This window comes from Nitrosophilus kaiyonis (assembly GCF_027943725.1).
In the GTDB taxonomy this organism is placed as follows: domain Bacteria; phylum Campylobacterota; class Campylobacteria; order Campylobacterales; family Nitratiruptoraceae; genus Nitrosophilus_A; species Nitrosophilus_A kaiyonis.
This window is the reverse complement of record NZ_AP025696.1, coordinates 1,636,763-1,660,722: the sequence shown is the minus strand read 5'-3', so window position 1 is coordinate 1,660,722 and position 23,960 is coordinate 1,636,763. Positions and strand designations below refer to the sequence as shown.

The 23,960-nt window shown below is 29.2% G+C and carries 19 protein-coding genes and 2 tRNA genes; 9 read left to right on the top strand and 12 right to left on the bottom strand.

The genetic code is table 11. The features are described 5' to 3' along the window. The first annotated feature begins 53 nt into the window (after positions 1 to 53). Both lpxD and QML81_RS08660 read left to right on the top strand, forming a co-directional pair. Positions 54 to 1,007: a UDP-3-O-(3-hydroxymyristoyl)glucosamine N-acyltransferase gene (gene lpxD, locus QML81_RS08665; RefSeq protein ID WP_281951034.1), complete on the top strand. Its 954-nt coding sequence runs from the start codon at positions 54 to 56 to the stop codon at positions 1,005 to 1,007. A 55-nt stretch (positions 1,008 to 1,062) separates the two neighbouring features. Continuing rightward, positions 1,063 to 1,356, top strand: coding sequence for a hypothetical protein (locus QML81_RS08660; protein ID WP_281951033.1), 294 nt, complete (start codon positions 1,063 to 1,065; stop codon positions 1,354 to 1,356). 10 nt (positions 1,357 to 1,366) lie between these two features. Here the strand turns inward: QML81_RS08660 and QML81_RS08655 are convergent, their stop codons facing one another. The 11 genes from QML81_RS08655 to QML81_RS08605 form a co-directional block, all read right to left on the bottom strand. After that, complete coding sequence (locus tag QML81_RS08655) at positions 1,367 to 3,316, bottom strand: glycyl radical enzyme family protein (RefSeq protein ID WP_281951032.1); 1,950 nt, start codon at positions 3,314 to 3,316, stop codon at positions 1,367 to 1,369. A gap of 151 nt (positions 3,317 to 3,467) precedes the next feature. Beyond that, the gene (locus QML81_RS08650) at positions 3,468 to 4,631 is read right to left on the bottom strand and encodes a pyridoxal phosphate-dependent aminotransferase (protein ID WP_281951031.1); all 1,164 of its coding nucleotides are present in this window, start codon (positions 4,629 to 4,631) and stop codon (positions 3,468 to 3,470) included. A gap of 41 nt (positions 4,632 to 4,672) precedes the next feature. Next, complete coding sequence (gene cysE / locus QML81_RS08645) at positions 4,673 to 5,383, bottom strand: serine O-acetyltransferase (protein ID WP_281951030.1); 711 nt, start codon at positions 5,381 to 5,383, stop codon at positions 4,673 to 4,675. Then, positions 5,376 to 7,223: a biosynthetic arginine decarboxylase gene (gene speA, locus QML81_RS08640; protein WP_281951029.1), complete on the bottom strand. Its 1,848-nt coding sequence runs from the start codon at positions 7,221 to 7,223 to the stop codon at positions 5,376 to 5,378. The genes cysE and speA overlap by 8 nt, the downstream gene beginning before the upstream one ends. Further along, the gene (gene hisS, locus QML81_RS08635; protein ID WP_281951028.1) at positions 7,216 to 8,454 is read right to left on the bottom strand and encodes a histidine--tRNA ligase; all 1,239 of its coding nucleotides are present in this window, start codon (positions 8,452 to 8,454) and stop codon (positions 7,216 to 7,218) included. The genes speA and hisS overlap by 8 nt, the downstream gene beginning before the upstream one ends. A 2-nt stretch (positions 8,455 to 8,456) precedes the next feature. After that, complete coding sequence (gene tmk / locus QML81_RS08630) at positions 8,457 to 9,032, bottom strand: dTMP kinase (protein WP_281951027.1); 576 nt, start codon at positions 9,030 to 9,032, stop codon at positions 8,457 to 8,459. Between the two features lie 69 nt (positions 9,033 to 9,101). After that, positions 9,102 to 9,575 carry a pantetheine-phosphate adenylyltransferase gene (coaD, locus tag QML81_RS08625; RefSeq protein WP_281951026.1) on the bottom strand — a complete coding sequence of 158 codons (474 nt, stop codon included), beginning with the start codon at positions 9,573 to 9,575 and terminating at the stop codon, positions 9,102 to 9,104. Further along, positions 9,568 to 10,095 carry a UbiX family flavin prenyltransferase gene (locus QML81_RS08620; RefSeq protein WP_281951025.1) on the bottom strand — a complete coding sequence of 176 codons (528 nt, stop codon included), beginning with the start codon at positions 10,093 to 10,095 and terminating at the stop codon, positions 9,568 to 9,570. The genes coaD and QML81_RS08620 overlap by 8 nt, the downstream gene beginning before the upstream one ends. A 90-nt stretch (positions 10,096 to 10,185) precedes the next feature. Continuing rightward, positions 10,186 to 10,260: transfer RNA gene (locus tag QML81_RS08615), tRNA-Gly, on the bottom strand. 6 nt (positions 10,261 to 10,266) lie between these two features. Continuing rightward, positions 10,267 to 10,352, bottom strand: a tRNA-Leu gene (locus QML81_RS08610). A 92-nt stretch (positions 10,353 to 10,444) separates the two neighbouring features. Further along, positions 10,445 to 10,720, bottom strand: coding sequence for an HU family DNA-binding protein (locus QML81_RS08605; RefSeq protein ID WP_281951024.1), 276 nt, complete (start codon positions 10,718 to 10,720; stop codon positions 10,445 to 10,447). A gap of 278 nt (positions 10,721 to 10,998) precedes the next feature. Between QML81_RS08605 and QML81_RS08600 the strand changes: the two genes are divergently transcribed. From QML81_RS08600 to acnB, 5 genes are all read left to right on the top strand, one after another. Continuing rightward, a complete protein-coding gene (locus QML81_RS08600; protein ID WP_281951023.1) occupies positions 10,999 to 12,540 on the top strand; it encodes an ABC1 kinase family protein in 1,542 nt (513 codons plus the stop codon). A 132-nt stretch (positions 12,541 to 12,672) separates the two neighbouring features. Continuing rightward, entirely contained in the window at positions 12,673 to 14,718 is a 2,046-nt protein-coding gene (locus QML81_RS08595; RefSeq protein WP_281951022.1) for an FtsK/SpoIIIE family DNA translocase, read from the top strand. A gap of 19 nt (positions 14,719 to 14,737) precedes the next feature. Beyond that, positions 14,738 to 16,000, top strand: coding sequence for an MgtC/SapB family protein (locus QML81_RS08590; RefSeq protein ID WP_281951021.1), 1,263 nt, complete (start codon positions 14,738 to 14,740; stop codon positions 15,998 to 16,000). Positions 16,001 to 16,100: 100 nt separating this feature from the next. Continuing rightward, positions 16,101 to 16,607 (top strand): hypothetical protein, encoded by a 507-nt coding sequence (locus QML81_RS08585; protein ID WP_281951020.1) that lies wholly within the window; start codon positions 16,101 to 16,103, stop codon positions 16,605 to 16,607. Between the two features lie 10 nt (positions 16,608 to 16,617). Next, positions 16,618 to 19,200 carry a bifunctional aconitate hydratase 2/2-methylisocitrate dehydratase gene (acnB, locus tag QML81_RS08580; RefSeq protein ID WP_281951019.1) on the top strand — a complete coding sequence of 861 codons (2,583 nt, stop codon included), beginning with the start codon at positions 16,618 to 16,620 and terminating at the stop codon, positions 19,198 to 19,200. 23 nt (positions 19,201 to 19,223) lie between these two features. Here acnB and lolA read toward each other — a convergent pair whose 3' ends face one another. After that, entirely contained in the window at positions 19,224 to 19,736 is a 513-nt protein-coding gene (lolA, locus tag QML81_RS08575) for a LolA-like outer membrane lipoprotein chaperone (protein WP_281951018.1), read from the bottom strand. A 202-nt stretch (positions 19,737 to 19,938) separates the two neighbouring features. On the opposite strand from lolA, the gene secA reads away from it, so the two are divergent. Continuing rightward, the gene (gene secA, locus QML81_RS08570) at positions 19,939 to 22,542 is read left to right on the top strand and encodes a preprotein translocase subunit SecA (protein WP_281951017.1); all 2,604 of its coding nucleotides are present in this window, start codon (positions 19,939 to 19,941) and stop codon (positions 22,540 to 22,542) included. 215 nt (positions 22,543 to 22,757) lie between these two features. Continuing rightward, positions 22,758 to 23,960 (top strand): ABC transporter permease, encoded by a 1,203-nt coding sequence (locus tag QML81_RS08565; RefSeq protein WP_281951016.1) that lies wholly within the window; start codon positions 22,758 to 22,760, stop codon positions 23,958 to 23,960.

Below are 23,960 nucleotides of genomic sequence, written 5' to 3'. Positions count from 1 at the left end.
CTAATTCCTAATGCCCAATGTCCAATATCTAAATTAAAAATTTAGGAAAATATATGAAATTAAGTTTTTTAGCAAAAGAGTTAAATTTAAAATATATTGGTGAAGATAAAGAAATTGAAGGTATACAAAGTCTTGATAAAGCAGGTCCAAACCAACTCTCTTTTTTGGAAAATAAAAAATATTTAAAAGATTTAAAATCCACAAATGCTGCTGCAGTTATTTTACATGAAAAATTTATAAAAGAACTTCCCTCTAATGTAAGTGCTCTTGTAAGTGATGAACCATATCTTACTTTGGCTTATATTTCAAAATATTTTGCAAAAGAGCCTTATCAAATATCTGGAAATAAGCCAAAAATTGGTAAAAACTGTAAAATTGCTCCAAATGTATATGTAGGTTATGATAGTGAAATTGGTGATAATGTTACTTTGATGAGTGGAGTTGTAGTTGGAGATAATGTAAAAATTGGGAAAAATACATTAATTTATCCAAATGTTACAATTTATAGGGATTGTATTATTGGAGCAAATTGTATTATTCATTCAGGTACAGTTATTGGAAGCGATGGGTATGGGTTTGCTCATACAAAAGATGGCAGACATATAAAAATATATCAAAATGGTAATGTTATTATAGAAGATGATGTTGAGATTGGTGCTAACTGTACTATTGATAGAGCTGTTTTTGACTCTACTGTTATTAGAAGAGGAACAAAACTAGATAACTTAATTCAAATTGGGCACAACTCTATTATAGGTGAAAATGTTTTAATGGCATCTCAAGTTGGAATTTCTGGCTCATCTATTCTTGGTAGAAATGTTGTGATGGGTGGACAAAGTGCAACTGCTGGTCATTTAAAAATTGGTGATTTTGCAATTATAGCTGCAAGAGGTGGCGTTACAAAATCTATAGAAGGTGGAAAAACTTATGCTGGTTTTCCTTTAATGCTTCATAAAGAGTGGTTAAAACTTCAAGCAATTTTAGCAAGGCTTGTAAAGAAAAAGTAAAATTTAAATTAAATTTGTTATACTTATTATAGTTAAGTTAGAAAAAGGAGAAGAGATGGCTAAAACTCAAAGTGAAATAAAAATTTTTAATTTATATGGAACAAAAGAGGGTGTAGTATCAGTAGCTCATGTTACAGAGCCTTATGGACCGAAAAGCGAACCTGTTGTAAGTATTGGAATATCTTTAAATGGAAATGCAAAAGAGCCAGAATGGAAAGTTCATATTCCTTATGAGAATATTGATGATTTAATAGATGCATTAAACTTAGCAAAAAAAGAGTTTGGAAAAGATTATATTCCAGAAGATATTAATCCAGATGTAGATGAAGGCATAGTAGGAGGAGAATAATTATCTCCTTCTATCTAAATGTGCAACTCAAAGAGCTGCAAAATCTCTCTCCCGTTGCTTCATGACCTGTATATTTTGACCAGTCAAGTTTAGGAAAAGATTTCATTAATTTTTCATACTCCTCTTTACTAATTTTAGAAAATGGCATTTGAGGGTAGATGTGATCACTTTTTGGAAGCATAGTTACAGATTTTATCATAGGCAAAAACTCTTTTAAAATATTTGCTATATCTTTTGCTTTATATTCTTTGGAAAATTCTATAGTATTTGATACCATATTGTCTGACCACTCTCTTTGAAGTGTGGCTAAAATCATCATCTGTTCCCAAACAGTTACATCTTGTACACTTTTAGGATTGTCATATTTAATTGGAAATTCAAATACATAAGTGTTTTCATCATACATATCTATTTCATATGGTACATTTGATTCTTTTAAAAATTTTCCAAGCTCTGAATTTTTTCCTATTCTAATTCTTCTTATTGCATAAGTAAATGGAGGATAATGCATACCTGGGCTAGTTCCAGCTAAGATACTTATCGTTCCAGATGGTTTTACTGCAGTAACTTTTAGTGATATTGGTATTCCAGCACCAATTGCTAAATTTTTATTTATTTCTCTTACTTTCTTATATCCTGCTCTTAGCCATTTTATTAGAGTTTCAAAACCTTTTTTTTCTATAAAATCTGCTACACCAGATACACTAACACCGACTCTTCTATTTCTTGCAATAATTTTATTTGTCTCTTCTCTATGAGTTGGAAGTAGATTAACTGTTGAGGCATAAAATGTAGCATATTCAACCATTTTTAAAAATTCATCTATATTTTCGCATCTGCTTATAAAAATTTCTGCTAAATTACAGAGTTCATAACTCTCAAGTGCAATCTCTCCACAAGGATTACTTAACCATGCTTTATCTTTTATCTCTTCGCCAAATCTTCCATAATGTTGCATATTTTCCAAATTTAATATACCAGGCTCTCCATTTTTTTCAATTAATGCTGCTATTTCATCTAATACTTTATAATCATTAATATCTTTTATTAAAATAGAGTTATTCGATATCCAACCAATCTCTGCTCTATCAGGATATTTTTCATAATTTTTTAAATTTAAAAAAGTCTTATCATATGGTGATCCTATGGCAATTTCAGCAGATCTTCTGATATTTCCAGATACTACACATACACCAAGTTCATTAAAAATATCAACAACACATCTTGTTTTATCTATTTTTCCTTCTATATAATCATCCATTGTCTTTTCAATATTTTTATGTAGCCTTTTTAAAGGCTCAGGTCCACCTGCTATTCCTCCAAACATTTTTAGTTCACTTCCAGCAGGTCTTATTTTAGAGTAGTCAAAGCGATAAAATGGTCTATTTTTTATATAACTCTCAAGTAATAGTCTAACTGATTTAACCCATCCCTCTTTTGAATCTTCTATTATATAAATTAGATAATTTTTTTTATCTGGTTTATTTGCTTTGCCATCCCAAGCAGTATTAAAACCTACTCCTGCTCCTACCATTAGCATATCCATTGCCCAATCTGCCGCATTTACAAGATCAGTTGTATCAACTGCTGCACAATTATATAAAGCAGCACTTCCTCTTTCATAAATATATTCTGTACCCATTATCCAAAGGCCTCTTCCTGGAGGAAGCCATTTCATTTTAAAGGCATTTATTGCCATATTTTTAGCAAATTCAATATAATCTTCATCTCTCCAAGAAAGATTATATTTTCTATAGTGGTTTTTTCTTATAGAAAAAATACCTTCAATTACTCTTATAATAGTATCTGGCCAATGTTCATGAGAATTGGGTCCTGTTTTTCTACTATATGTTCTATAGTATGTTGTTTCACCAAATGCACCAAATCCAAAAATTGGTTTTAAATTTTTTAAATATTCTTTAAAGTCATTTGGAAGAAAAAATCTTTCAGTAACATACACGGCTTTCTCCATATTTTTAATAAAGGCATACTATCTTTATTATATCAAAAGAGAATTGTAATAGCTGAAAATTGCAAAGTTTTTGAAGAAAAATGATAGATTTCAAAATATTAAAGTAAAAAAAGAAGGGGGTAGGGCAAAACCCTAAAGATTAGTAGTTTTTTATAAAATTTTCTATTCTTATAATTCCCTCTTTTATAGTATTTAAATCAGTAGCAAAACTAAATCTAAAATATCCCTCTTTACCAAATCCAATACCAGGAACTATAGCAACTCCTGCTTTTTCCAGTAACTCTTTTGCAAATTTCATTGAATCTTTTTCTATTTTTGAGTGGTTAACAAAAAGATAAAAAGCACCATCAGGTTTTATAACATTTAATCCATCAATTTTATTAAAAAGCTCTACTGCTTCATCTCTTCTTTTTTTGAATTCATTTTTCATATATTCAATATCTTTATCAATTGTTCCATCAAGACCTGGAATTGCGGCTTTTTGTGTAATAGAGCAGATATTTGATGTGCTTTGTGATTGAAGTTTTTTCATAGCTTTTATCATCTCTTCATTAGCAGAGGCTAAATAACCAAATCTCCATCCAGTCATTGCTGCAGATTTACTAAGGCCGTTTATTGTTATTGTTCTATTGTACATATCTTCATTGATTGATGCAGTGGAAGTAAATTCTCCATCATAAGTTAATTTTTCATACATCTCATCACTTGCTACATATATATTTGTACCTTTTAAAACTTCTGCTAAAGATTCAAGCTCATTTTTTGAATATACTGCTCCTGTTGGATTAGATGGAGTTGTTAATATAAGAAGTTTTGTTTTTGAAGTTATTGCATTTTTTAATTGATTTGGTGTTATTTTGAATCCATTTTCTTCAGAAGTTTCTATAAAAACAGGCTTTCCGCCGCTATATTTTACAAGTTCTGGATAAGTTACCCAATATGGTGCTGGAATAATAACTTCATCATCTTCATCTATCAATGTTTGAAAAAGATTAAAAAGTGACTGTTTTGCACCATTGCTAACAATAATCTGTTTTCTTGAATACTCTAAATTGTTTTCTCTTTTTAGTTTATCACTTATTGCATCAAGAAGCTCCGGAATACCTTCAACTGCTGTATATTTTGTAAAACCTTCATCTATTGCTTTTTTTGCAGCCTCTTTTATGGCTTTTGGAGTATCAAAATCTGGCTCGCCTGCAGAAAAACTAAGAATATCTTTACCTTGAGCTTTAAGCTCCCTTGCTAATGATGTTATAGCCATAGTTAATGATTCTGAAAGAGATTCAATTCTTTTTGAAAACATTTCTATCCTTTTAAAGTTTTAGAGGTGCCATTGAAATTATACTAACTTTTCATAGATTTTATAAAGGCTTCATATATATGTTCTAACTCTTCTTCCTCTTTTAGTATATTTTTGTTACCAGTTAATAATGCATGCTCTAATATAGCCACCCTTTTTATTAAGTATTCAAACATCTCTTTATCAATATCAGGTAGTTTATTGTGACTTAACATCGATTTATCAAGACCTTTTTTTATTATTCTAGCTGGAATTCCAACTGCTGTTGAGTCATCTGGCACATCTTTTACAACAACAGAGTTTGCCCCAATTCTCACATTTTTGCCTAAAGTTATATTTCCAAGAACTTTTGCACCAGCTCCTATAACAGTACCACTTTTTATAGTAGGGTGTCTTTTCCCTTTTTCTAAACTAACTCCGCCCAAAGTTACTTGCTGATATATTAAAACATCATCTTCAATAATTGTTGTTTCTCCAATAACAACTCCAATACCATGATCTATAAATACTCTTCTTCCAATAGTAGCTGCTGGATGTATATCAATACCTGTAAATATTTGATTTATTCCCATAAGTATTCTTGCAAGAAGTTTAAATCCTTTTTTATATAATCTATTTGCAATTCTATACCAAAATATTGCCCAAACACCAGGATAGTTAGTTAATAATTCAAATTTAGATCTAATAGCAGGATCTCTTTGAAATGCAATAGAAAAATCCTCTTTAATGATCTCCCATAAAGAGATTTTATTCATTGTTTTCCTTTTTAGGTGTCATTTTAAGATAACTATTTTCATTTAAAATAAGTGCTAATAATTCGAAAATTTTCTCTTTTTCTTCACTCTCAATTAGTTCTGAATTTGCAAGATTTGTTTTTAGATTGCTTTGAAGTTCATTTAAATCATAATCCATATCATATAAAATATCTAATATACTTTGGGCTTCAACAATGTTTTCAAGACTATATCCATTATCATCAAACTCTACAGTAACTTCTGTAGGATGGGTAAAAAGATTATGTTTCATTCCTAAAATTTCTTGGTAAGCTCCCACAAGAAAAAAAGCAAGAAAATATTCTTCTTTTTTCAAATCAATATCATGTAAAAATAGAGGATAATCTATATTAAAATCTATCTCTCCATCACTATCACAAGTAATATCCCATAAAGATGCACTTCTTGTAGGTTGAATATTTAGCATATTTAATGGCATAACTGGAAATCTTTGTTTTAAACCCCAAAAATCAGGTAAACTTTGAAAAAGAGAAAAATTTAAAAGATATCTCTCTTGCACTCTATCTTGAATTCTTTTTAGCTCTTGATAATTTGATTTTTTTGTTAGTTCAATCGCTTTTTTGATTATTAAATGAACCAATATTTCAGTGTTGCTTCTATCTTGAAGATCAATATATCCAAGATCAAAAAGAGTAAGCAGTGATTCCATATGATCTAAACTATCATGAAGATACTCTATTGCATTTTTTCTATTTATTGTTTTGTAAAGATCATATAGTTCTTGAACAAGGGGAGGATTATTTTTTTTAAGTTTTAATCCGCGCTCAGTATATTCTTGGCTAAAGAGTTCTAAAACTGGTGCTATTAAAACTGCATGAGGCGCAGCTATAAATCTGCCAGATTCTGTAAAAATATCTGGCTGTACAACCCCTTTTTGTTCTGCAATCTCTTTTAATAAAAAGACAACATCATTTGTAAATTCTGTAATTGTATAATTTCTTGTATGAAGATTTTCATGTTGAGAATATTCAACCGCTAAACCTCCGCCAAGGTTTATAGCAGTTAGATTTTTTGCCCCCATTTTTCTAAGTTCAGCATAAATATTGCCAGCCTCTCTTAAAGCTCTTTTAACAGGGCCAATTTCACTAATCTGGCTTCCAATATGAAAATGTATCATTTTAAATCTATCTAATAGACTGTTTTCTTTTAAAAGTTCAACTGCTTCAAGCAGTTCAGTGGATGTAAGACCAAATTTAGAATTTATTCCTCCACTTTTTGCCCATATTCCAATACCTGAGCTATGAAGTCTAATTCTAAGGCCAATATTTGGGATAGGTTCACCAAGCTCTTTAGAAACTTCCAATATAGTTTCTAACTCATTTAAACCCTCAATAGTTAAAGTTATATTAAAACCCATTTTAGCAGCTATAAAGCCAAGGCTTATCATTCCTTTATCTTTAAAACCATTAACAGTTATAGGTGCATTTTTATTATTGTATGCCATAGCAATAATGAGCTCAGCTTTACTTCCAGCTTCAAGTCCATAATTGTACTCTTTTGCAATATCTACTAAAGATGATATAAAATTTGGAAACTGATTAACTTTAAGAGGAAAAACAGCATTAAATCCACCTTCATAATTGAAGGTTTTCATAGCTCTTTGAAACTCTTTATATAAAGTATCAATCTGCTTTTTTATTAAGTGAGGAAATCTTAAAAGAAGAGGCCCTCTGATACCAGTTTCTCTTATTTTTTTTGTAATTTCAAGTAAAGATGGCTTATTTTTATAATTTACTTTAACAACACCATCTTCAATGAAAAAGTTATTGTTTGACCATATTTTTATTCCATAATCAAACATCAATTTCTCCAAATTTTTTTAAAAAGAAATCTATTTTTAAAATCTCTTCTTTTTTTTCATCAAGATCTTTTACCCATATACTATTTTTCTCTAATTCATCCTCTCCGATAATAGCTGCAAATTTTGCATTTGATTTGTCAGCTCCTTTTAGATGTGCTTTTAAGCTTTTTTTATTATATATAAAAATAACTTTTTGTTTTTTTCTTAAATTTGTAGCAATTTCAAATGCTTTATCTTTTGCATTTTCTGTTAAAACTCCAAGATATATTCCCTCTCTTTTATTTTGAGGCAATTCAATAAGATCTAATATTCTTTCAATTCCAATAGCAAAACCAATTGCAGGAGTTGGTTTACCTCCCATGAATTCAACTAGTCTATCAAATCTTCCTCCACCTGCAATAGCATTTTGAGAACCAAGCGAACTGCTTACAAATTCAAATGCAGTTTTTGTATAATAATCAAGCCCTCTAACTAAAAAAATATCAATTTCATAAGAGATTTTGTTTTTTTGCAAAATATCTTGCAGTTTTTCAAAATCTTTTTTACAATCTTCGCATAAATTATCTAAAAGCTTTGGTGCATCTACATATACATCTTTGCAAGCATCGACTTTACAATCAAGCACTCTTATAGGATTTGTTGCTTTTCTTCTAATACAATCTTCACAAATTTTTGCTTCTTTAGTATCTAAAAACTCTATCAATTTTTTTCTATAAACTGGCATACATTTTTCACAGCCAAGAGAGTTTATTTTTAATGTATAATCGATATTGTAAAAATCTAGTATATCTTTTAATAATATTATCATATTTGCATCTTCATAAACACTTGGCTCTCCAAATGTTTCACATCCAAACTGATGAAACTCTCTAAGTCTTCCCTTCTGTGGCCTTTCATATCTAAACATAGGTCCATAATAGAAATATCTAAAAATTCCCTCTTTTCTATCAAATTTATGCTCAATAAAACTTCTAACGACTCCAGCTGTTCCTTCAGGTCTCAAACAGACGCTATTTCCGCCTTTATCTATAAATTCATACATCTCTTTGCCAACAATATCGCTTGACTCACCAACGCTTCTTTTAAAAAGTGAAGTCTCTTCAAGTATTGGCGTTTCAATATATTCAAAACCAAAATTATTGGCTAATTTAGAAGCGGTATTGATAAAATGAAGATATTTTTCACTAACTGGAGGTAAAATATCTTTCATACCTCTTAAAGCTTTTATCATAATCAACCCTTTTTTATAAAATCTACTATTTTTTTATTTATTTTTAAAACATCATCATTTGCATCTAAAATTAAATGCTTAATATTTGATCTATTTAATGCCTCTTTCATAAAATTTTGAACTTTTAAAAGATAATCAACTCCTCTTTTTTCTATTGAATCAAGTTTTTCTATATGCATTCTTTTTTCAAGTTCATTTTTGTCAATTTCAATAAAAATTATTTTATCTGGAAAAATCTCCTCAAGAGCCAATTCATTTAGTTCAAAAAGTTTTTCATAAGATAGATTTGATTTAATATGGGCATAAGCTATACCAGAAATAAATCCTCTATCGCTTATTATTAATCTTTTAATATTAGGTTTTATTACTTTTTCTAAATGTTCATTTCTATCAGCTAAAAAAAGAAAAACCTCTGCAATTGGTGAAATTGAATCATTTAATACAATTTCTCTTATTTTTTTTCCAAATTCGGTTCCACCAGGTTCCTTTGTAAAAATTGCATCTTTAAACTCTTTTTTTAATAGTTCAATTTGAGTACTTTTTCCTACTCGATCTATTCCTTCTAAAACAACATACATATTTGCTCCGATATTAGTAATGAGTGATCAGTATGTAATTAATTTTATCTGATTACTGATCACTTCTTACTATTTACTAATTTTTAAATCCTCAACAATCTCTTCAGGTACCAAATGACTAACATCACCATTAAATTTAAGTATAGTTCTAACTACAGATGAACTAATAAAGGCATTTTTTAAATTTGGCATAAGATATATTGTTTCCAAATCAGTTTTTAATGACTGATTAGCATATCCCATTTGAAGTTCATATTCAAAATCGCTAACTGCCCTTAATCCTCTTATAACTACATTTGCATTTTGTTCATTACAAAAATCAACTAATAATGAATCAAAAGTTAAAACTTTTACATTTTCATATTTTTTTGTAGCTTTTTTTGCCATATAAACTCTTTTTTCAATATCAAACATCGGCTTTTTCTCTTTGGATAAAGCAATAGCTACAATAACTTCATCAAAAAGTTTTGATGCTCTTTTTATTATATCAACGTGCCCATTAGTTATAGGATCAAAAGTTCCAGGATAGATAACTTTATTCATTTTTACCCCATCTTTTATATAATGAATGTTCTATTCCAATTAAATCGAACCATTTGCCAATTATAAAATTTTCCATATCATCAAGATTTTTTTGTTCACTATAATATCCCAAAATAGGAGGTGCAATTATAACATTTAATAAAGATAGTTTATACATATTTTCTAAAGCAATTGAACTAAATGGAATCTCTCTTGGAGCAATAAGTAACTTTTTTTTCTCTTTTATTACTACACTCGCAGCTCTTGTTATAAGATTATCACTAATACCTACAGCTATTTTTGCTAAAGTATTCATTGAACAAGGAATAATCATCATAGCATCGATACCAAAACTTCCACTCGCTGGACCTTCCCAGATTTCATTATTATTAAATATATTATAGCCTTGCTCTTTTAATGAGACTAACTTTGAATTTTCACTTACAATTAAGTATTTTTGATGATTTTTAGGGATAAGAGAATATGCTTTTAATCCAAGATTTACTCCACTTGCACCAGAAATCGCAATCAAAATTTTCAAAACAATCCTTTAAATAATTTTGTAGAATTATAGAGGTACCCATAAGATTTTATAATAATTAAAATAAGAAGAATATAAAAGGGGGAAATATGGAGCGGGAGACGGGATTCGAACCCGCGACCCCAACCTTGGCAAGGTTGTGCTCTACCCCTGAGCTACTCCCGCACTGTATGGTACCGAGGGAGGGACTCGAACCCTCACGGGCAAAGCCCACGAGATTTTGAGTCTCGCGTGTCTACCAGTTTCACCACCTCGGCAAAATGTTTTGGAATTTTACAATGATAGTACTTAAAAAAGATTTAATTTATCTTGTTAGAAACGGCCCGAAGGCCGTAAATATGAAGAATTATTACTTAGCTACTGCTTCTTTTAATTTTTTACCAACTCTAAATTTTACAACTCTTGTAGCAGGAACTTTAACTACTCTATTTGTACCAGGAACTTTTGCTTCTCTTTCAGCTCTTTGTGCTGTAGTAAATGTACCAAATCCAATAAATGCTACATCTTCACCTTTTGCCAAAGCCTCAGTAATAGTCTCAAGTGCTGCGTCTATAACTTTTTGAGTGTCTTTTTTAGACAATCCAGCTTTTTCTGCAACAGCATTGATAAAATCAGCTTTTTTCATTGCACATCCTTTTAAGAAAATTTATTACATTTCTATTGTACAGATTTTTTTTAAAAAATTCAAGGAAATTTGCATTTTTTTTATCTAAAAAGTGTGATAAATAGGTAAAATTAACTAATATTTATATTTAAAGTTATAAAAAATCAGTTAAAATTATAGTTCCTAAAAAATGGGATTATTAAAAATTGTATTATAGAAGTTAATAAAATGAGATTCAATTTTTTGTTAAAAATAATATTTAATATTGTAAAATTTAAAAAATTAAAAAGTTTAAAATTATGAAAAAATATTATCATCCATTAAGAATTTATAAAATATTTATCTTCTTAGTAACTATTTTTTTATTAATTAAAAAAAAGAAAAGATTTCTATTATTTAAACCTCTTAAACCAAAAGAATTAAAAAATACTATAATTGGTCTTGGAGCATCTTTTATAAAACTTTCGCAAGTACTTGCCACGAGGGCTGATTTTTTTTCTTTGGATTATATAAATGAATTAAAAGAGCTTCATGATGAATTACCTCCTATGAATAAAGAAGATTTTTTAAAAGTTTATAATAGAGCATTTAAGGATGATATTTTTTCATATTTTGAAAATAAACCAATTGCAAGTGCTTCAATAGGAGAAGTTCATAAAGCGAGACTAAAATCTGGTGAATTAGTTGCTGTAAAATTAAGAAGATATAACATTGAAAAGCAGGTAAAAGCAGATATAAAAATTTTAAATTTTTTCAATAATTTATTTAGACCATTTTTCTCTTTATATACAAAAAACTCAATTGATGCTGTTATATCTGAATTTTCCAAAATGATACTTGAAGAGATTGATTTTTTACATGAGGTAAAAAATCTTCAAGATTTTTCTAAAACTTATAAAAAAAGTGGGGTTAAATTTCCAAAAGCTTATTTGAAATATTGTAGTGAGAATGCAATAGTGATGAGTTTTGAAAGAGGCTATAGATTTGATGATAGAGAGAATTTAAAAAGATTAAATATCGATTTTTATGAAATAATGAATAAATTAATTCTTTTTTACACAGATCAAATGCTTATTAGAGGATATTTTCATGCTGACCCACATCCTGGGAACCTTTTGGTAAATGAAGATGGACAACTTATTTTATTAGATTTTGGCATGGTAAAAAAGATTTCAAATCAAACAAGAATTGCAATCATTGAACTAATAAAATCGGCGAATGAAAGAGATTTTGAGTTATATATCGCAGCATGTAAAAGACTCGGTATCATAGCTTATAATGCTCCACAAAATCTCTTAGAAGAGTTTGCTCAAAAAATGTTTGATATCTTTAGTGATGAAAATCTATCAAGTTCATCAATGCAAAAATTAGCTTTTGATCTTTTATCTACAACAAAAGAACTTCCATTTAAACTTCCCCAAGAAGCTATATTTATCCTAAGGGCAAGTGCAATAATTGAAGGTCTTGGAACAACATATATTGAAAATTTTAATGGTATAAAAGATATTTTGCCAGTTTTACAAAAACATATTCCTGATGCATTAGGAGCAAAAGAGAGATTTTTTGAATTAATAAAAAATGATATTACAAGTTTTCCTTTGACCCATAGAAGAATAAAAAAAATTATTACAGATATGAGTGAAAGCGCTTTTGTTATTCATTTAAGTCAAGACTCAATTGAACTTTTTATAGAAAAAATAAAAGTTATTTTAAAACCTATTTTACAAGGAGCAGTTTTTATTATCTTATCTTTTTATTTTTTATATAGCGACTTTTCTTATAAAGAGTATATCTCCATAATATTTTTAGTGTTTGGTATTATAAGATTAATATTTATATGAATTTTGTATAATTTTAATTTCTAAATATTATAAACAAAAGGAGTTTCCATTTTAAAAGATATATTATTTATTGTAATTGGAGTCATTTTTTTATATTTAGGACTTTCTACAATTATTGCAGACCCTGCATATGTGGGAAAATTTGGATATAGATTTGCTAATTTTAATAAAGAGTATTTTGGCTATATCTCTTTTTTGTATCTTTTTATTCTTCTTTATCCTTTATTTAAGATATATAAAAATCCAAAATTTAATAAAAGAAGTGCAGAAATTTTTGTTGCATCATTGCTTATGCTTTTTTCTTTTTTAATTTTTCAATCTTTAGTTACTAATGGCACATTAAGTGGAAAATTTGGCAATTATATTATTGAATTTATCAAACCATATATTGGTCTTGCTGGTGCATGGTTTTTTTGGTTTATCATATTTGCAATATCTTTAATACTAATATTTGACAAAAATCTTGAAGAGTTGATACTTGAAAAAACTGTATCAAAACAGAAAAATGAAAAAACAGTTAATATAAAAAAGCCAAAAGAATCAATTTATACAGATAATTTAGCAAAACCAAATGAGCAGCAAGATTTTATAGATTATAAAGAAAAAGTTGAAGAATTAAAAGAAAATGAAATTGAACAAATAGAAATTGTTGATGAAAGCCCAAAAACGAGTAATGAAAAGATTGAGCAAAACTCCTCTTTGATAACAGAAATTGTTGATGAGTTGGAAGAGAATAAAAAGCTTTTAGAAAGTGTTGAAAAAGGGAAATTGGAAAAACCAAAAAACTTTAAACTTCCTCCTTTAAATTTTTTACAAAAGCCCTCTAAGAAAAAGAGTAGTGTGAATGAGGCTGAAATTGATAAAAAAATAAAAGAGCTTATAGAAAAACTTGCCAAATTTAAAATAGAAGGAGATGTTGTAAGAACATATACTGGGCCAGTTGTTACAACATTTGAATTTAAACCTGCACCTCATATTAAGGTTTCTAAAATTTTAAATCTTCAAGATGATTTGGCAATGGCCCTGAAAGCAAAAACTATAAGAATACAAGCACCAGTTCCTGGGAAAGATGTTGTTGGTATAGAGATTCCAAATAAAGAGATTGAGACAATATATTTAAGAGAGATACTTGAGAGTGATATTTTTAAAAATGCCGCATCTCCTTTAACAATTGCTCTTGGAAAAGATATTGTTGGTAAACCTTTTGTAACGGATCTTAAAAAGCTCCCACATCTTTTAATAGCTGGAACAACTGGTAGCGGAAAAAGTGTTGGAATTAACTCTATAATTATTAGTCTTTTATATAGAAATTCTCCGGATAATTTAAAATTGATGTTAATCGATCCAAAAATGCTTGAATTTTCTATTTATAATGATATTCCTCATCTTTTAACACCAGTTATTACTAAATCTAAACAGGCCGTGATCGCTCTTAATAATATGGTTGCAGAAATGGAAAGACGATATCAATTGATGAGTCAGACAAAAACAAAAAATATAGAAGGTTATAATAAAAAGGCAAAAAAAGAGGGTTTTGAACCTATGCCTTATATTGTTGTCACAATAGATGAATTAGCAGATTTAATGATGACAAGTGGCAAAGAAGTTGAATATTCAATCGCAAGACTTGCTCAAATGGCTAGAGCAAGTGGAATACATTTAATTGTTGCAACACAAAGACCAAGTGTAGATGTTGTTACTGGTCTAATTAAAGCAAATTTGCCAAGTAGAATAAGTTTTAAAGTAGGGCAAAAAATTGATTCTAAAGTTATTTTAGATACATTTGGAGCTGAAAGCCTTCTTGGACGTGGAGATATGCTTTTTACTCCTCCAGGAGTTACAGGTCTTATAAGACTTCATGCTCCTTGGGTTAGTGAAACAGAGATTGAAAAAATTGTAGAATTTTTGAAAGAGCAAAGAACTCCAGAATATGATGAAAAATTTTTAAAAGAAGAAATTAGTTCAAACAATACAAATGAAAATATAGATGAAGAACTTGATGAACTCTATGAAGATGCAAAAGAGATTGTTTTAAAAGAGAGAAAAACTTCGATTAGTTATCTTCAAAGAAGATTGCAAATAGGATACAATAGGGCAGCAAGAATTGTTGAACAATTGGAAAATACAGGAATTCTTTCATCTCCAAATAGTAAAGGAAATAGAGAGATTTTAGTATGAGGGCAAAAAAGAGTTTAAAATGGATATAGATTTTGCAACCTCATTTATTCTTTCTGCAGTTTTAGGTTTTATGATAGGTTTACAAAGGGAATTGCAAACCTATTATGAAAAATCTCAAGAATTTGGGGGTGCAAGAACTTTTGCAATAATATCAATTATAGGATTTATAGCTGCAAAATTAACAGATTATAATAATTTAATTTTCCCTGCCATTTTATTAGGATTGATATTTTTTTTAACATATATTCATATAAAAACATTAAAAATTACAAAAGATATTGGGACTACAACGGAATTTGCTGCAATTGCAACTTTTTTAACAGGCTCTATTGTTTTTTTTCTTGATAAGCAAAGTGGTGTATTTAGTGCAATAATCATTCTTTTTCTTTTAGAATTGAAAAGTAAAATAAAAGAGGTTGAGGGAAAAATAACTAGAAAAGATGTTACTTCAGCTATTCTTTTTGCATTAATGACTTTTGTTATATTACCGATCTTGCCAAATAAAAGTATTGATCCTTTTGGGATTTTTAACCCATATCAAATATGGTTGATGGTTGTTTTGATTGCAGGTCTCTCTTTTTTTGGTTATGTTGCTGTTAAAAGTATAGGAGCAAAACAGGGCCTAATTCTTTCTGGTTTTTTTGGTGGATTGGTCTCTTCAACTGCTGTTGCAATAACTTTTGCTAAAAAATCTGTATTTAATAAAGAGCTTATCCCATATTTGGCTGTTACTATTGGTATTGCCTCAAGTACAATGTTTTTTAGAGTTATTATTGAGGTGGCTTTAATTGATAAGAGATTATTAGAATATATTTTTTATCCTTTTATCTTATCTACCATTTTAGGCTATTTCTATCTATATATTATTTACAAAAAAGCAAAAATCAAAATTTCACACTCTACAATAGAATTTAAAAACCCATTAGAATTAAAAGAAGCTTTAAAAATAGGTATTATGTTTGGAATAATTTTTGGTGCAGTTTCATTAATAGAGAGAAACTTTGGAGATATAGGAGTATATTTATTATCTATAATTTCTGGACTTACAGATGTAGATGCAATAACTCTTTCTCTTGCGAATATGAGTAGAGAAGGTAAAATTGCATTAAACAGTGCGGTTTTATCAATTATTTTTGCATCAATTTCAAACTCTTTTGCAAAAATGTTAATAGTTTTTTATTTAGGTGGTAAAAGAATAGGAATCTATATCTTTATATTTTTCATAATAACCACAGTTCCACTATTAGGATATATAATGTTAAAATTACATAATATGCTGTAACAATATTACACATAGATTTTTTTATGTGTTACATGTTGAAACAATGTTATAAAAGTTATAATTTTATTTGATAAAATTGAATACATCAAAAGGAGGTAATATGGAAAGGGTTTTAGAAAAAGTTGAGGAAAATGTTAAACATTTTGAAGAACTTGTAAAAGAAAGTGAAGAAGAGTTAAAAGAGATTGATTTAAAACTAAATAGCGTTAAGGAAAAACTCTTAAAAAAAGAGGAAGAGATATTAGAAGTCTCATCACAAATAAGAGAAAATGAACATAAGATCAATGAAGTTCTTGATAAGTTAAGAAAAATTAAAAAATTATTAGCTAAAGAAGATAGTCCAAGAGAAAGAGAGAATCTATTAGCCCAAAGAAGAAAGTTGTTAGAAGAACTTGGAGAGTTAAATGAAAAAGATAGTGAACTTAAAAACAGACATAGAGAGTTGACTTTTGAGGAAGATAAACTTTTAGAAGAGGAAGCAAAACTAGAAGATGAAAAAACAAATTGGATGCAAAAACATGAAAGATTTTTAAAAAAATTACAACATAATATTGATATATTGCAAAAAAGATTATCTCAATTTAAACAAATTCACAACATTAAATAAAGGAGTATAAATGGGTTTTATTGAAGAGTATAGAAAAGAGGCTGCTGAGAGAGAAAAGCTTGGTATTCCTCCAAAGCCTTTAACTGCAAAACAAGTTGCTGAAGTTATAGAACTACTTAAACAAGTTCCTATTGTAGAAGAAGAATTTTTAATGGATCTTCTTTTAAATAGAGTTCCTCCTGGTGTTGATGATGCTGCTTATGTAAAAGCTGCATTTTTAAGAGATATCATTAGAGGTCATACAAAAACTGCAGCTATTAGTCCTAAACATGCAGTTGAAATTCTTGGTACTATGCTTGGTGGATATAATGTAGGTCCACTTGTAGAAGCTCTTTCTCATGAAGATGAAGAGGTTGCAAAAGCTGCAGCAGAAGCTTTAAAAAAGACTCTACTTGTTTATGATGCATTTAATGATGTTGTAGAACTTGCAAAAAATAACAAATTTGCAAAAGAGGTACTTGAATCTTGGGCAAATGCTGAATGGTTTTTAAATAGAAAGCCACTTCCAGAATCATTAAAAGTTGTTGTTTTTAAAGTTCCAGGTGAGACAAACACTGATGATCTATCTCCTGCAAGTGAAGCTTGGAGTAGAAGTGATATTCCACTTCATGCCCTTTCTATGTTAAAAGCAAAAATGCCTGATGCTCAAGATACCATTAAAAGATTAAAAGAAGAGACTAAACTTCCAGTAGCATTTGTAGGTGATGTTGTAGGAACAGGAAGTAGTAGAAAATCAGGGATAAACTCTGTTCAATGGTGGATAGGTGAAGATATTCCACATGTTCCAAATAAAAGAACAGGTGGTGTAATTATTGGTGGTATTATTGCTCCAATATTTTTTAATACTGCAGAAGATTCTGGTGCTCTTCCAATAGAGGCTCCTGTTGATAAATTAGAAACTGGTGATATTATTGAAATTAGACCGTATGAAGGAAAAATATTAAAAAATGGTGAAGTTGTAAGCGAATTTAAACTTAAACCAAATACTTTACCGGATGAATATAGAGCTGGAGGAAGAATTCCATTAATCATAGGTAGAGGTCTAACAAGAAAAGCAAGAGCTGTTCTTGGAATGGAAGAGGAAAATATTTTTGCAAGACCAGAGCAACCTGAAGGTAAAGAGGGAGTTGGATATACTCTTGCTCAAAAAATGGTTGGACGTGCTTGTGGAATGGAAGGTGTTAGACCAGGGATGTATGTGGAGCCTGAAACTTTAACCGTTGGAAGCCAAGATACTACTGGAGCTATGACAAGAGATGAGATAAAAGAGTTGGCAGCATTAAGTTTTGGAGCAGATTTTGTTCTTCAAAGTTTTTGTCATACTGCGGCATATCCAAAACCAGCTGATATTGAACTTCAACATACACTACCTGAATTTATCACAAGTAGAGGTGGAGTTAGCTTAAAACCGGGTGATGGTGTTATTCATAGCTGGCTAAATAGAATGGTTCTTCCAGATACTGTTGGAACTGGTGGAGATAGCCATACAAGATTTCCTATAGGTATTAGTTTTCCAGCTGGTTCTGGTCTAGTTGCTTTTGCAGCTGTTACTGGAAGTATGCCACTTAATATGCCTGAATCTGTACTTGTTAGATTTAGTGGAGAGCTTCAGCCAGGAATTACTTTGAGAGATCTTGTTAATGCAATTCCATATTTTGCAATTAAACAAGGACTTTTAACAGTTGAGAAAAAAGGTAAGAAAAATATTTTTGCTGGACGTGTTTTAGAAATTGAAGGACTTCCATTTTTAAAAGTTGAGCAAGCATTTGAGCTTAGCGATGCAAGTGCTGAAAGAAGTGCAGCAGCATGTACTGTTGCTCTTGATGAAGAGCCAGTTGTAGAATATCTAAAATCAAATATTAAACTTATAGAGAAAATGATTGAAGCTGGATATGAGGATAAAAGAACTCTTGAGAGAAGAATGAAAAAGATGCAAGAGTGGCTAAAAGAGCCAAAACTTATGAAAGCAGATAAAAATGCAGAGTATGCTGCTGTTATTGAGATAGATCTAAATGAGATAACTGAGCCAATTGTTGCATGTCCAAATGACCCTGATGATGTTGCAACATTAAGTGAAGTTTTAGCTGATCCTAATAGACCTCATAAAATAGATGAAGTATTTGTTGGTAGCTGTATGACAAATATTGGACATTATAGAGCACTTGGCGAAGTATTAAAAGGCGAAGGACAAGTTCCTGTAAGACTTTGGATAGCTCCTCCTACTAAAATGGATGAAGAAGAACTCATTGAAGAGGGATATTATTCTATTTATGCTGCAGCTGGTGCTAGAACAGAGCTTCCTGGATGTAGCTTATGTATGGGTAACCAGGCAAGAGTTAGAGATGGAGCAACTGTTTTTAGTACAAGTACAAGAAACTTTGACAATAGAATGGGTAAAGATGCTAAAGTTTATCTTGGCAGTGCAGAACTTGCTGCAGTTACTGCTATACTTGGCAGAATCCCAACTAAAGAAGAGTATCTTGAAATAGTTCCTAAAAAATTAGCAGGTAAAGAGGATAAAGTATATAGTTACTTAAATTTTGACCAAATCAATGAGCAACTTCTAGAAGAGATGGTTCATAAATATGTATAATAGTTTAGGCGATTTCGCCTAAACTATTGAAAAATAACATCATATTCTGGATTAATTTTATATTCAAATATTTTATCTTCAATATCTATATTTTTCTTTGGATTCAAAAAAACAATCTCGATATTGTTGTCAAGTTCATCTTTAAAGATTATTTTTTTTAGGTTTTGATTATTATCAAGGAATATTTTAAAATTTTGATCTTTATAGATTGCTATATATAGATTTTCTTTAACTTTTTTTGCATTTTTTAATATATCTATTATATTTTTTGTTTCACTAAAATGGCTAATTGTTACCTGTTCAATTTCTGGTTCAATTATTACTACTTGATCGTTAATAATATATATTGATTTTATAATAGGCTCTTTATACTTCCATAAAATTTTTGCTGGCTTTTTAAAATATAATTCTCCTTTATATTTTACAATTTTGTTATTGCTTTTTACAGTTTGTAAAAAAGAGCTTTTAAAAGAGTCAATATCTATTTGTGCAAATAAAATAATTTGGGAAATGATAAATAAAACTAATGTTTTCACTATTTTTTTCTCCTTAATATAAAAAAAATTTAAAATTATGATAAAATTTCATACTAAAAGCTACTGTTGAGTAGTTAAAATGGTTTATTTTAAAATGGATAATTAATAGTTAAGTGGTGTTATAAAACCATTTTAACTACTTAACAATAAAAATTAAAACCACTTGACTATTTTAGCATTTTTATAAGAACAAAGGAAAAAAATGATTAAAACTTTAGTGCAAAAAGTTATTGGAACAAAAAATGATAGAGAACTTAAAAGATATCAAAAAAGAGTTAAAAAGATTAATGCTTTAGAAAAAAAGTATGAAAAATATAGTGATGATGAATTAAAAGAAGCTTTTAATGAACTTAGAAATAAAGTAATAAATAAAGAAGCAACAATGGATGAAGTTCTTGAAGACTCTTTTGCAATAACAAGAGAGGCAAGCAAAAGAGTTCTTGGTATGAGGCACTTTGATGTTCAGCTTATTGGTGGTATTGTTTTACATGAGGGAAGAATTGCTGAGATGAAAACAGGGGAGGGTAAAACTCTTGTTGCAACTTTAGCAGTAGCCTTAAATGCAATGACTGGAGAAGGGGTTCATGTTGTTACTGTAAATGATTATCTTGCGCGACGTGATGCCACTGAAATGGGAAAACTTTATAACTTTTTAGGTTATAGTGTAGGGTGTATAACAGGTGATATTGATGATGATTTAGAGAGAAAAAAGCAATATGAAGCTGATATAACCTATGGAACAAATAATGAGTTTGGCTTTGATTATTTAAGAGATAATATGAAATATTCACTTGAAGAGATGGTTCAAAGAGGGCACAATTATGCAATAGTTGATGAAGTTGACTCTATTTTAATAGATGAAGCTAGAACTCCTTTAATAATTTCTGGACCTACAAATAGAAAACTTGATAACTATTTAAGAGCAGATAAGATTGCAAAACAGCTTGAAAAAGATAAACATTTTAAAGTAGATGAAAAAGATAGAGTTATATTACTAACAGAAGAGGGGATATCAAAAGCTGAAGAGCTTTTTGGTGTAGAAAATTTATATAGTTTAGAAAATGCAATTTTAGCACACCATTTAGATCAAGCATTAAAAGCAAACTATCTTTTTGAAAAAGATGTTGATTATGTTGTGAGGAATGGAGAAGTTGTTATAGTTGATGAGTTTACAGGAAGACTTAGTGAGGGAAGAAGGTTTAGTGAAGGACTTCACCAAGCATTAGAGGCAAAAGAGGGAGTTGAGATAAAAGAGGAGTCTCAAACTCTTGCTGATATTACATTTCAAAACTATTTTAGAATGTATAAAAAACTTGCTGGTATGACAGGTACTGCACAAACAGAAGCTACTGAGTTTTCTCAGATATATAATTTAGAAGTTATCTCAATACCAACTAATAGACCAGTTATTAGAAAAGATCATGATGATTTAATCTTTAAAACGGAAAAAGAAAAATTTAATGCTGTTATAAAGAAGATAAAAGAGTTACATAAAAAGGGTCAACCTGTTCTTGTTGGTACTACTTCAATTGAAAAAAATGAATTGTTACATGAACTTTTAAAAAGAGAAAAAATTCCACATTCAGTTTTAAATGCAAAACATCATGAACAAGAGGCTGAAATAATTGCTCAAGCTGGAAAAAAGGGAGCAGTTACAGTTGCTACTAATATGGCTGGACGTGGTGTTGATATTAAAATTGATGATGAAGTAAAAGAGCTTGGTGGACTTTTTATATTAGGTACAGAAAGACATGAAAGTAGAAGGATAGATAATCAGTTAAGAGGTCGTGCAGGACGTCAAGGGGATCCAGGTGAGAGTCAATTCTTTTTGAGTTTAGAAGATAATCTACTTAGAATTTTTGGTGGTGACAGAATAAAAAATATAATGGAAAGAATCGGTATAAAAGAGGGTGAACATATTGAATCGAAAATGGTGACAAGAGCTGTTGAAAAAGCACAGAAAAAAGTTGAGGCGATGCATTTTGAATCAAGAAAATATATTCTTGAATATGATGATGTTGCAAATGAGCAAAGAAAAACTATATATAAATTTAGAAAAGAGCTTTTAAATCCTGAATATGATATTGAATCTAAAATTAAAGAAAATCGTGAAGAATTTGTTGAAAATATATTAAATGAGTGCGAAATTTTCTCTGAATCTCCAAAAGAGGATTTCAATTTAGAAAAGCTAATTCTAAAACTCAAAGAGGAACTTAGAAGTGATTTTAATTTAGAAGAGTTATCAAATAAAGATTATGATGAATTAAAAAATTATATTTTAGAGAAACTAGAGTCTGAATACGATAAAAAAATGAGTGTTGTAGATGAAAATCAAAGAAGAGAAATTGAAAGAATTTTATATCTGCAAATTCTTGATAATGGATGGAGAGACCATCTTTATCAAATGGATATATTAAAAACAGGAATAGGTCTTAGAGGATATAATCAAAAAGATCCATTAGTTGAATATAAAAAAGAGAGTTTTAATCTTTTTATGGAATTGGTACAAAATATTAAATTTGAATATATTAGAACACTTCATACAATAGAACTTAGAGACGAAAAAGAAGAGGAAGAGATAAAAAGATTAGAAGAAGAGCTTAAGAAAATGGAAGAAGAGTTAAAATCTCAAGCAGTATTGCAATATGGTGAGAGTATTCAAAATGAAGAGAGAAAAACACCTATAGTTTCTCAAAAAAAACCAAAAAGAAATGAGCCTTGCCCTTGTGGAAGTGGAAAAAAATATAAACACTGCTGTGGAAAAAGCGGCCCTAAAAAGGGTGTATTAGCTGAGTCTCATGTGTAAGTGAGAAGCGGAGAAGAAGCGAAGCAGTGAAGCTGCGAAGCAGGATAGTGGAATAGGGGCATAGTGGAATAGTCGAGTATGTTGAGTTAGAGTTAAGAATTAAGTGTGTAGAATTTAGTGTTAATTTAAACATTTAATATTTAACTCTTAACACCAATTCCTAATTTCCAATTTCTAATGACTAATGTCTAATGTCTAAAATCTCAAGGTAATAAATGGATAAAAATTTTGTTTTTTATATAGTAAAAAGATATCTTCGTTTTGATAAAGATCAGCCGTTTATTTTTCTCTCAGCTCTTCTTGCTTTTTTAGGGATTTGTGTTGGAGTTATGGTATTAATTATTGCAATGGCTATAATGAATGGATTTGATAAAGAGTTTGAAAAAAAACTTTTTACAATGAATTATCCATTAACAATATATCCTAAACTGCCAGGAGCTGTAAATCAACATTTATTAGAAAATTTAGAAAAAAAATTTTCCAATTTTATATTTAGTCCCTATGTTACAACACAAGCTATATTAAAAAAAGGCGATATTATGGAAGGAGGGATTTTATTTGGTGTTGATTTTGAAAAAGAGAAAAAGATAAATGATGTTATAAAAAAATATTTAGGAAATAAAAAAGTTGAAAAATTTGAAGCAATTGTCGGAAAAGGAATATATGATAGATTGTATATAAATGAAGGCGAAAAAGTAGTTTTTATATTTACAAAAAGCGAGCCAGGTGGATTTACTCTTTCTCCATTAATAAAAAGATTCAAAATAAAAGGATATTTTAAATCTGGTCTAATTGCATATGATAAAGCTTATGTATATACAACAATCGATTCTCTAAGAAAAATATTGAGGATAAAAAGAGACGAATTTAGTGGTATTCATATATATTCAAAAAATCCTCAAGAGGATATAAAAATTATTAAAAAATCTCTTCCAAAAAATGTAGGAGTAGTTGGTTGGTGGCAACAAAATGGTAACTTTTTTGCAGCTCTTACTATGGAGAAAAGAGCTCTTTTTATCGTTTTAATGTTAATAATATTAATAGCAGCTTTAAATATTGTCAGCTCTTTATTAATGACAGTGATGAATAGAAGAAAAGAGATTGCTCTTTTATTATCTCTTGGTGCTACAAAAAAAGAGATTAAAGCAATATTTTTCTATTTAGGTTCAATCATTGGTGGATTGGGGATAATATTTGGCTCAATTTTGGGACTTTTAGGAATATTTATACTTGGAAAATTTGATATTGTAAAACTCCCTCCAGATGTATATGGTACAAGTAAACTCCCATTAGATCTATCTATTATTGATTTTAATATGATAATATTTGGAGCCATTATTATAATTTTATTTTCATCCTATTATCCTGCAAAAAAAGCGACAGATATAAAAGTTATTGACGTTTTAAGAAATGAATAA

Coding starts and splice junctions, on each gene's coding strand:
- QML81_RS08590 (WP_281951021.1), top strand. CDS start 14,738: ATGGATATAGATTTTGCAACCTCATTTATTCTTTCTGCAGTTTTAGGT.
- hisS (WP_281951028.1), bottom strand. CDS start 8,454: ATGATAAAAGCTTTAAGAGGTATGAAAGATATTTTACCTCCAGTTAGT.
- QML81_RS08585 (WP_281951020.1), top strand. CDS start 16,101: ATGGAAAGGGTTTTAGAAAAAGTTGAGGAAAATGTTAAACATTTTGAA.
- QML81_RS08650 (WP_281951031.1), bottom strand. CDS start 4,631: ATGTTTTCAAAAAGAATTGAATCTCTTTCAGAATCATTAACTATGGCT.
- coaD (WP_281951026.1), bottom strand. CDS start 9,575: ATGAATAAAGTTATCTATCCTGGAACTTTTGATCCTATAACTAATGGG.
- QML81_RS08565 (WP_281951016.1), top strand. CDS start 22,758: ATGGATAAAAATTTTGTTTTTTATATAGTAAAAAGATATCTTCGTTTT.
- QML81_RS08660 (WP_281951033.1), top strand. CDS start 1,063: ATGGCTAAAACTCAAAGTGAAATAAAAATTTTTAATTTATATGGAACA.
- tmk (WP_281951027.1), bottom strand. CDS start 9,032: ATGTATGTTGTTTTAGAAGGAATAGATCGAGTAGGAAAAAGTACTCAA.
- QML81_RS08605 (WP_281951024.1), bottom strand. CDS start 10,720: ATGAAAAAAGCTGATTTTATCAATGCTGTTGCAGAAAAAGCTGGATTG.
- lpxD (WP_281951034.1), top strand. CDS start 54: ATGAAATTAAGTTTTTTAGCAAAAGAGTTAAATTTAAAATATATTGGT.
- cysE (WP_281951030.1), bottom strand. CDS start 5,383: ATGAATAAAATCTCTTTATGGGAGATCATTAAAGAGGATTTTTCTATT.
- secA (WP_281951017.1), top strand. CDS start 19,939: ATGATTAAAACTTTAGTGCAAAAAGTTATTGGAACAAAAAATGATAGA.
- acnB (WP_281951019.1), top strand. CDS start 16,618: ATGGGTTTTATTGAAGAGTATAGAAAAGAGGCTGCTGAGAGAGAAAAG.
- speA (WP_281951029.1), bottom strand. CDS start 7,223: ATGTTTGATTATGGAATAAAAATATGGTCAAACAATAACTTTTTCATT.
- QML81_RS08600 (WP_281951023.1), top strand. CDS start 10,999: ATGAAAAAATATTATCATCCATTAAGAATTTATAAAATATTTATCTTC.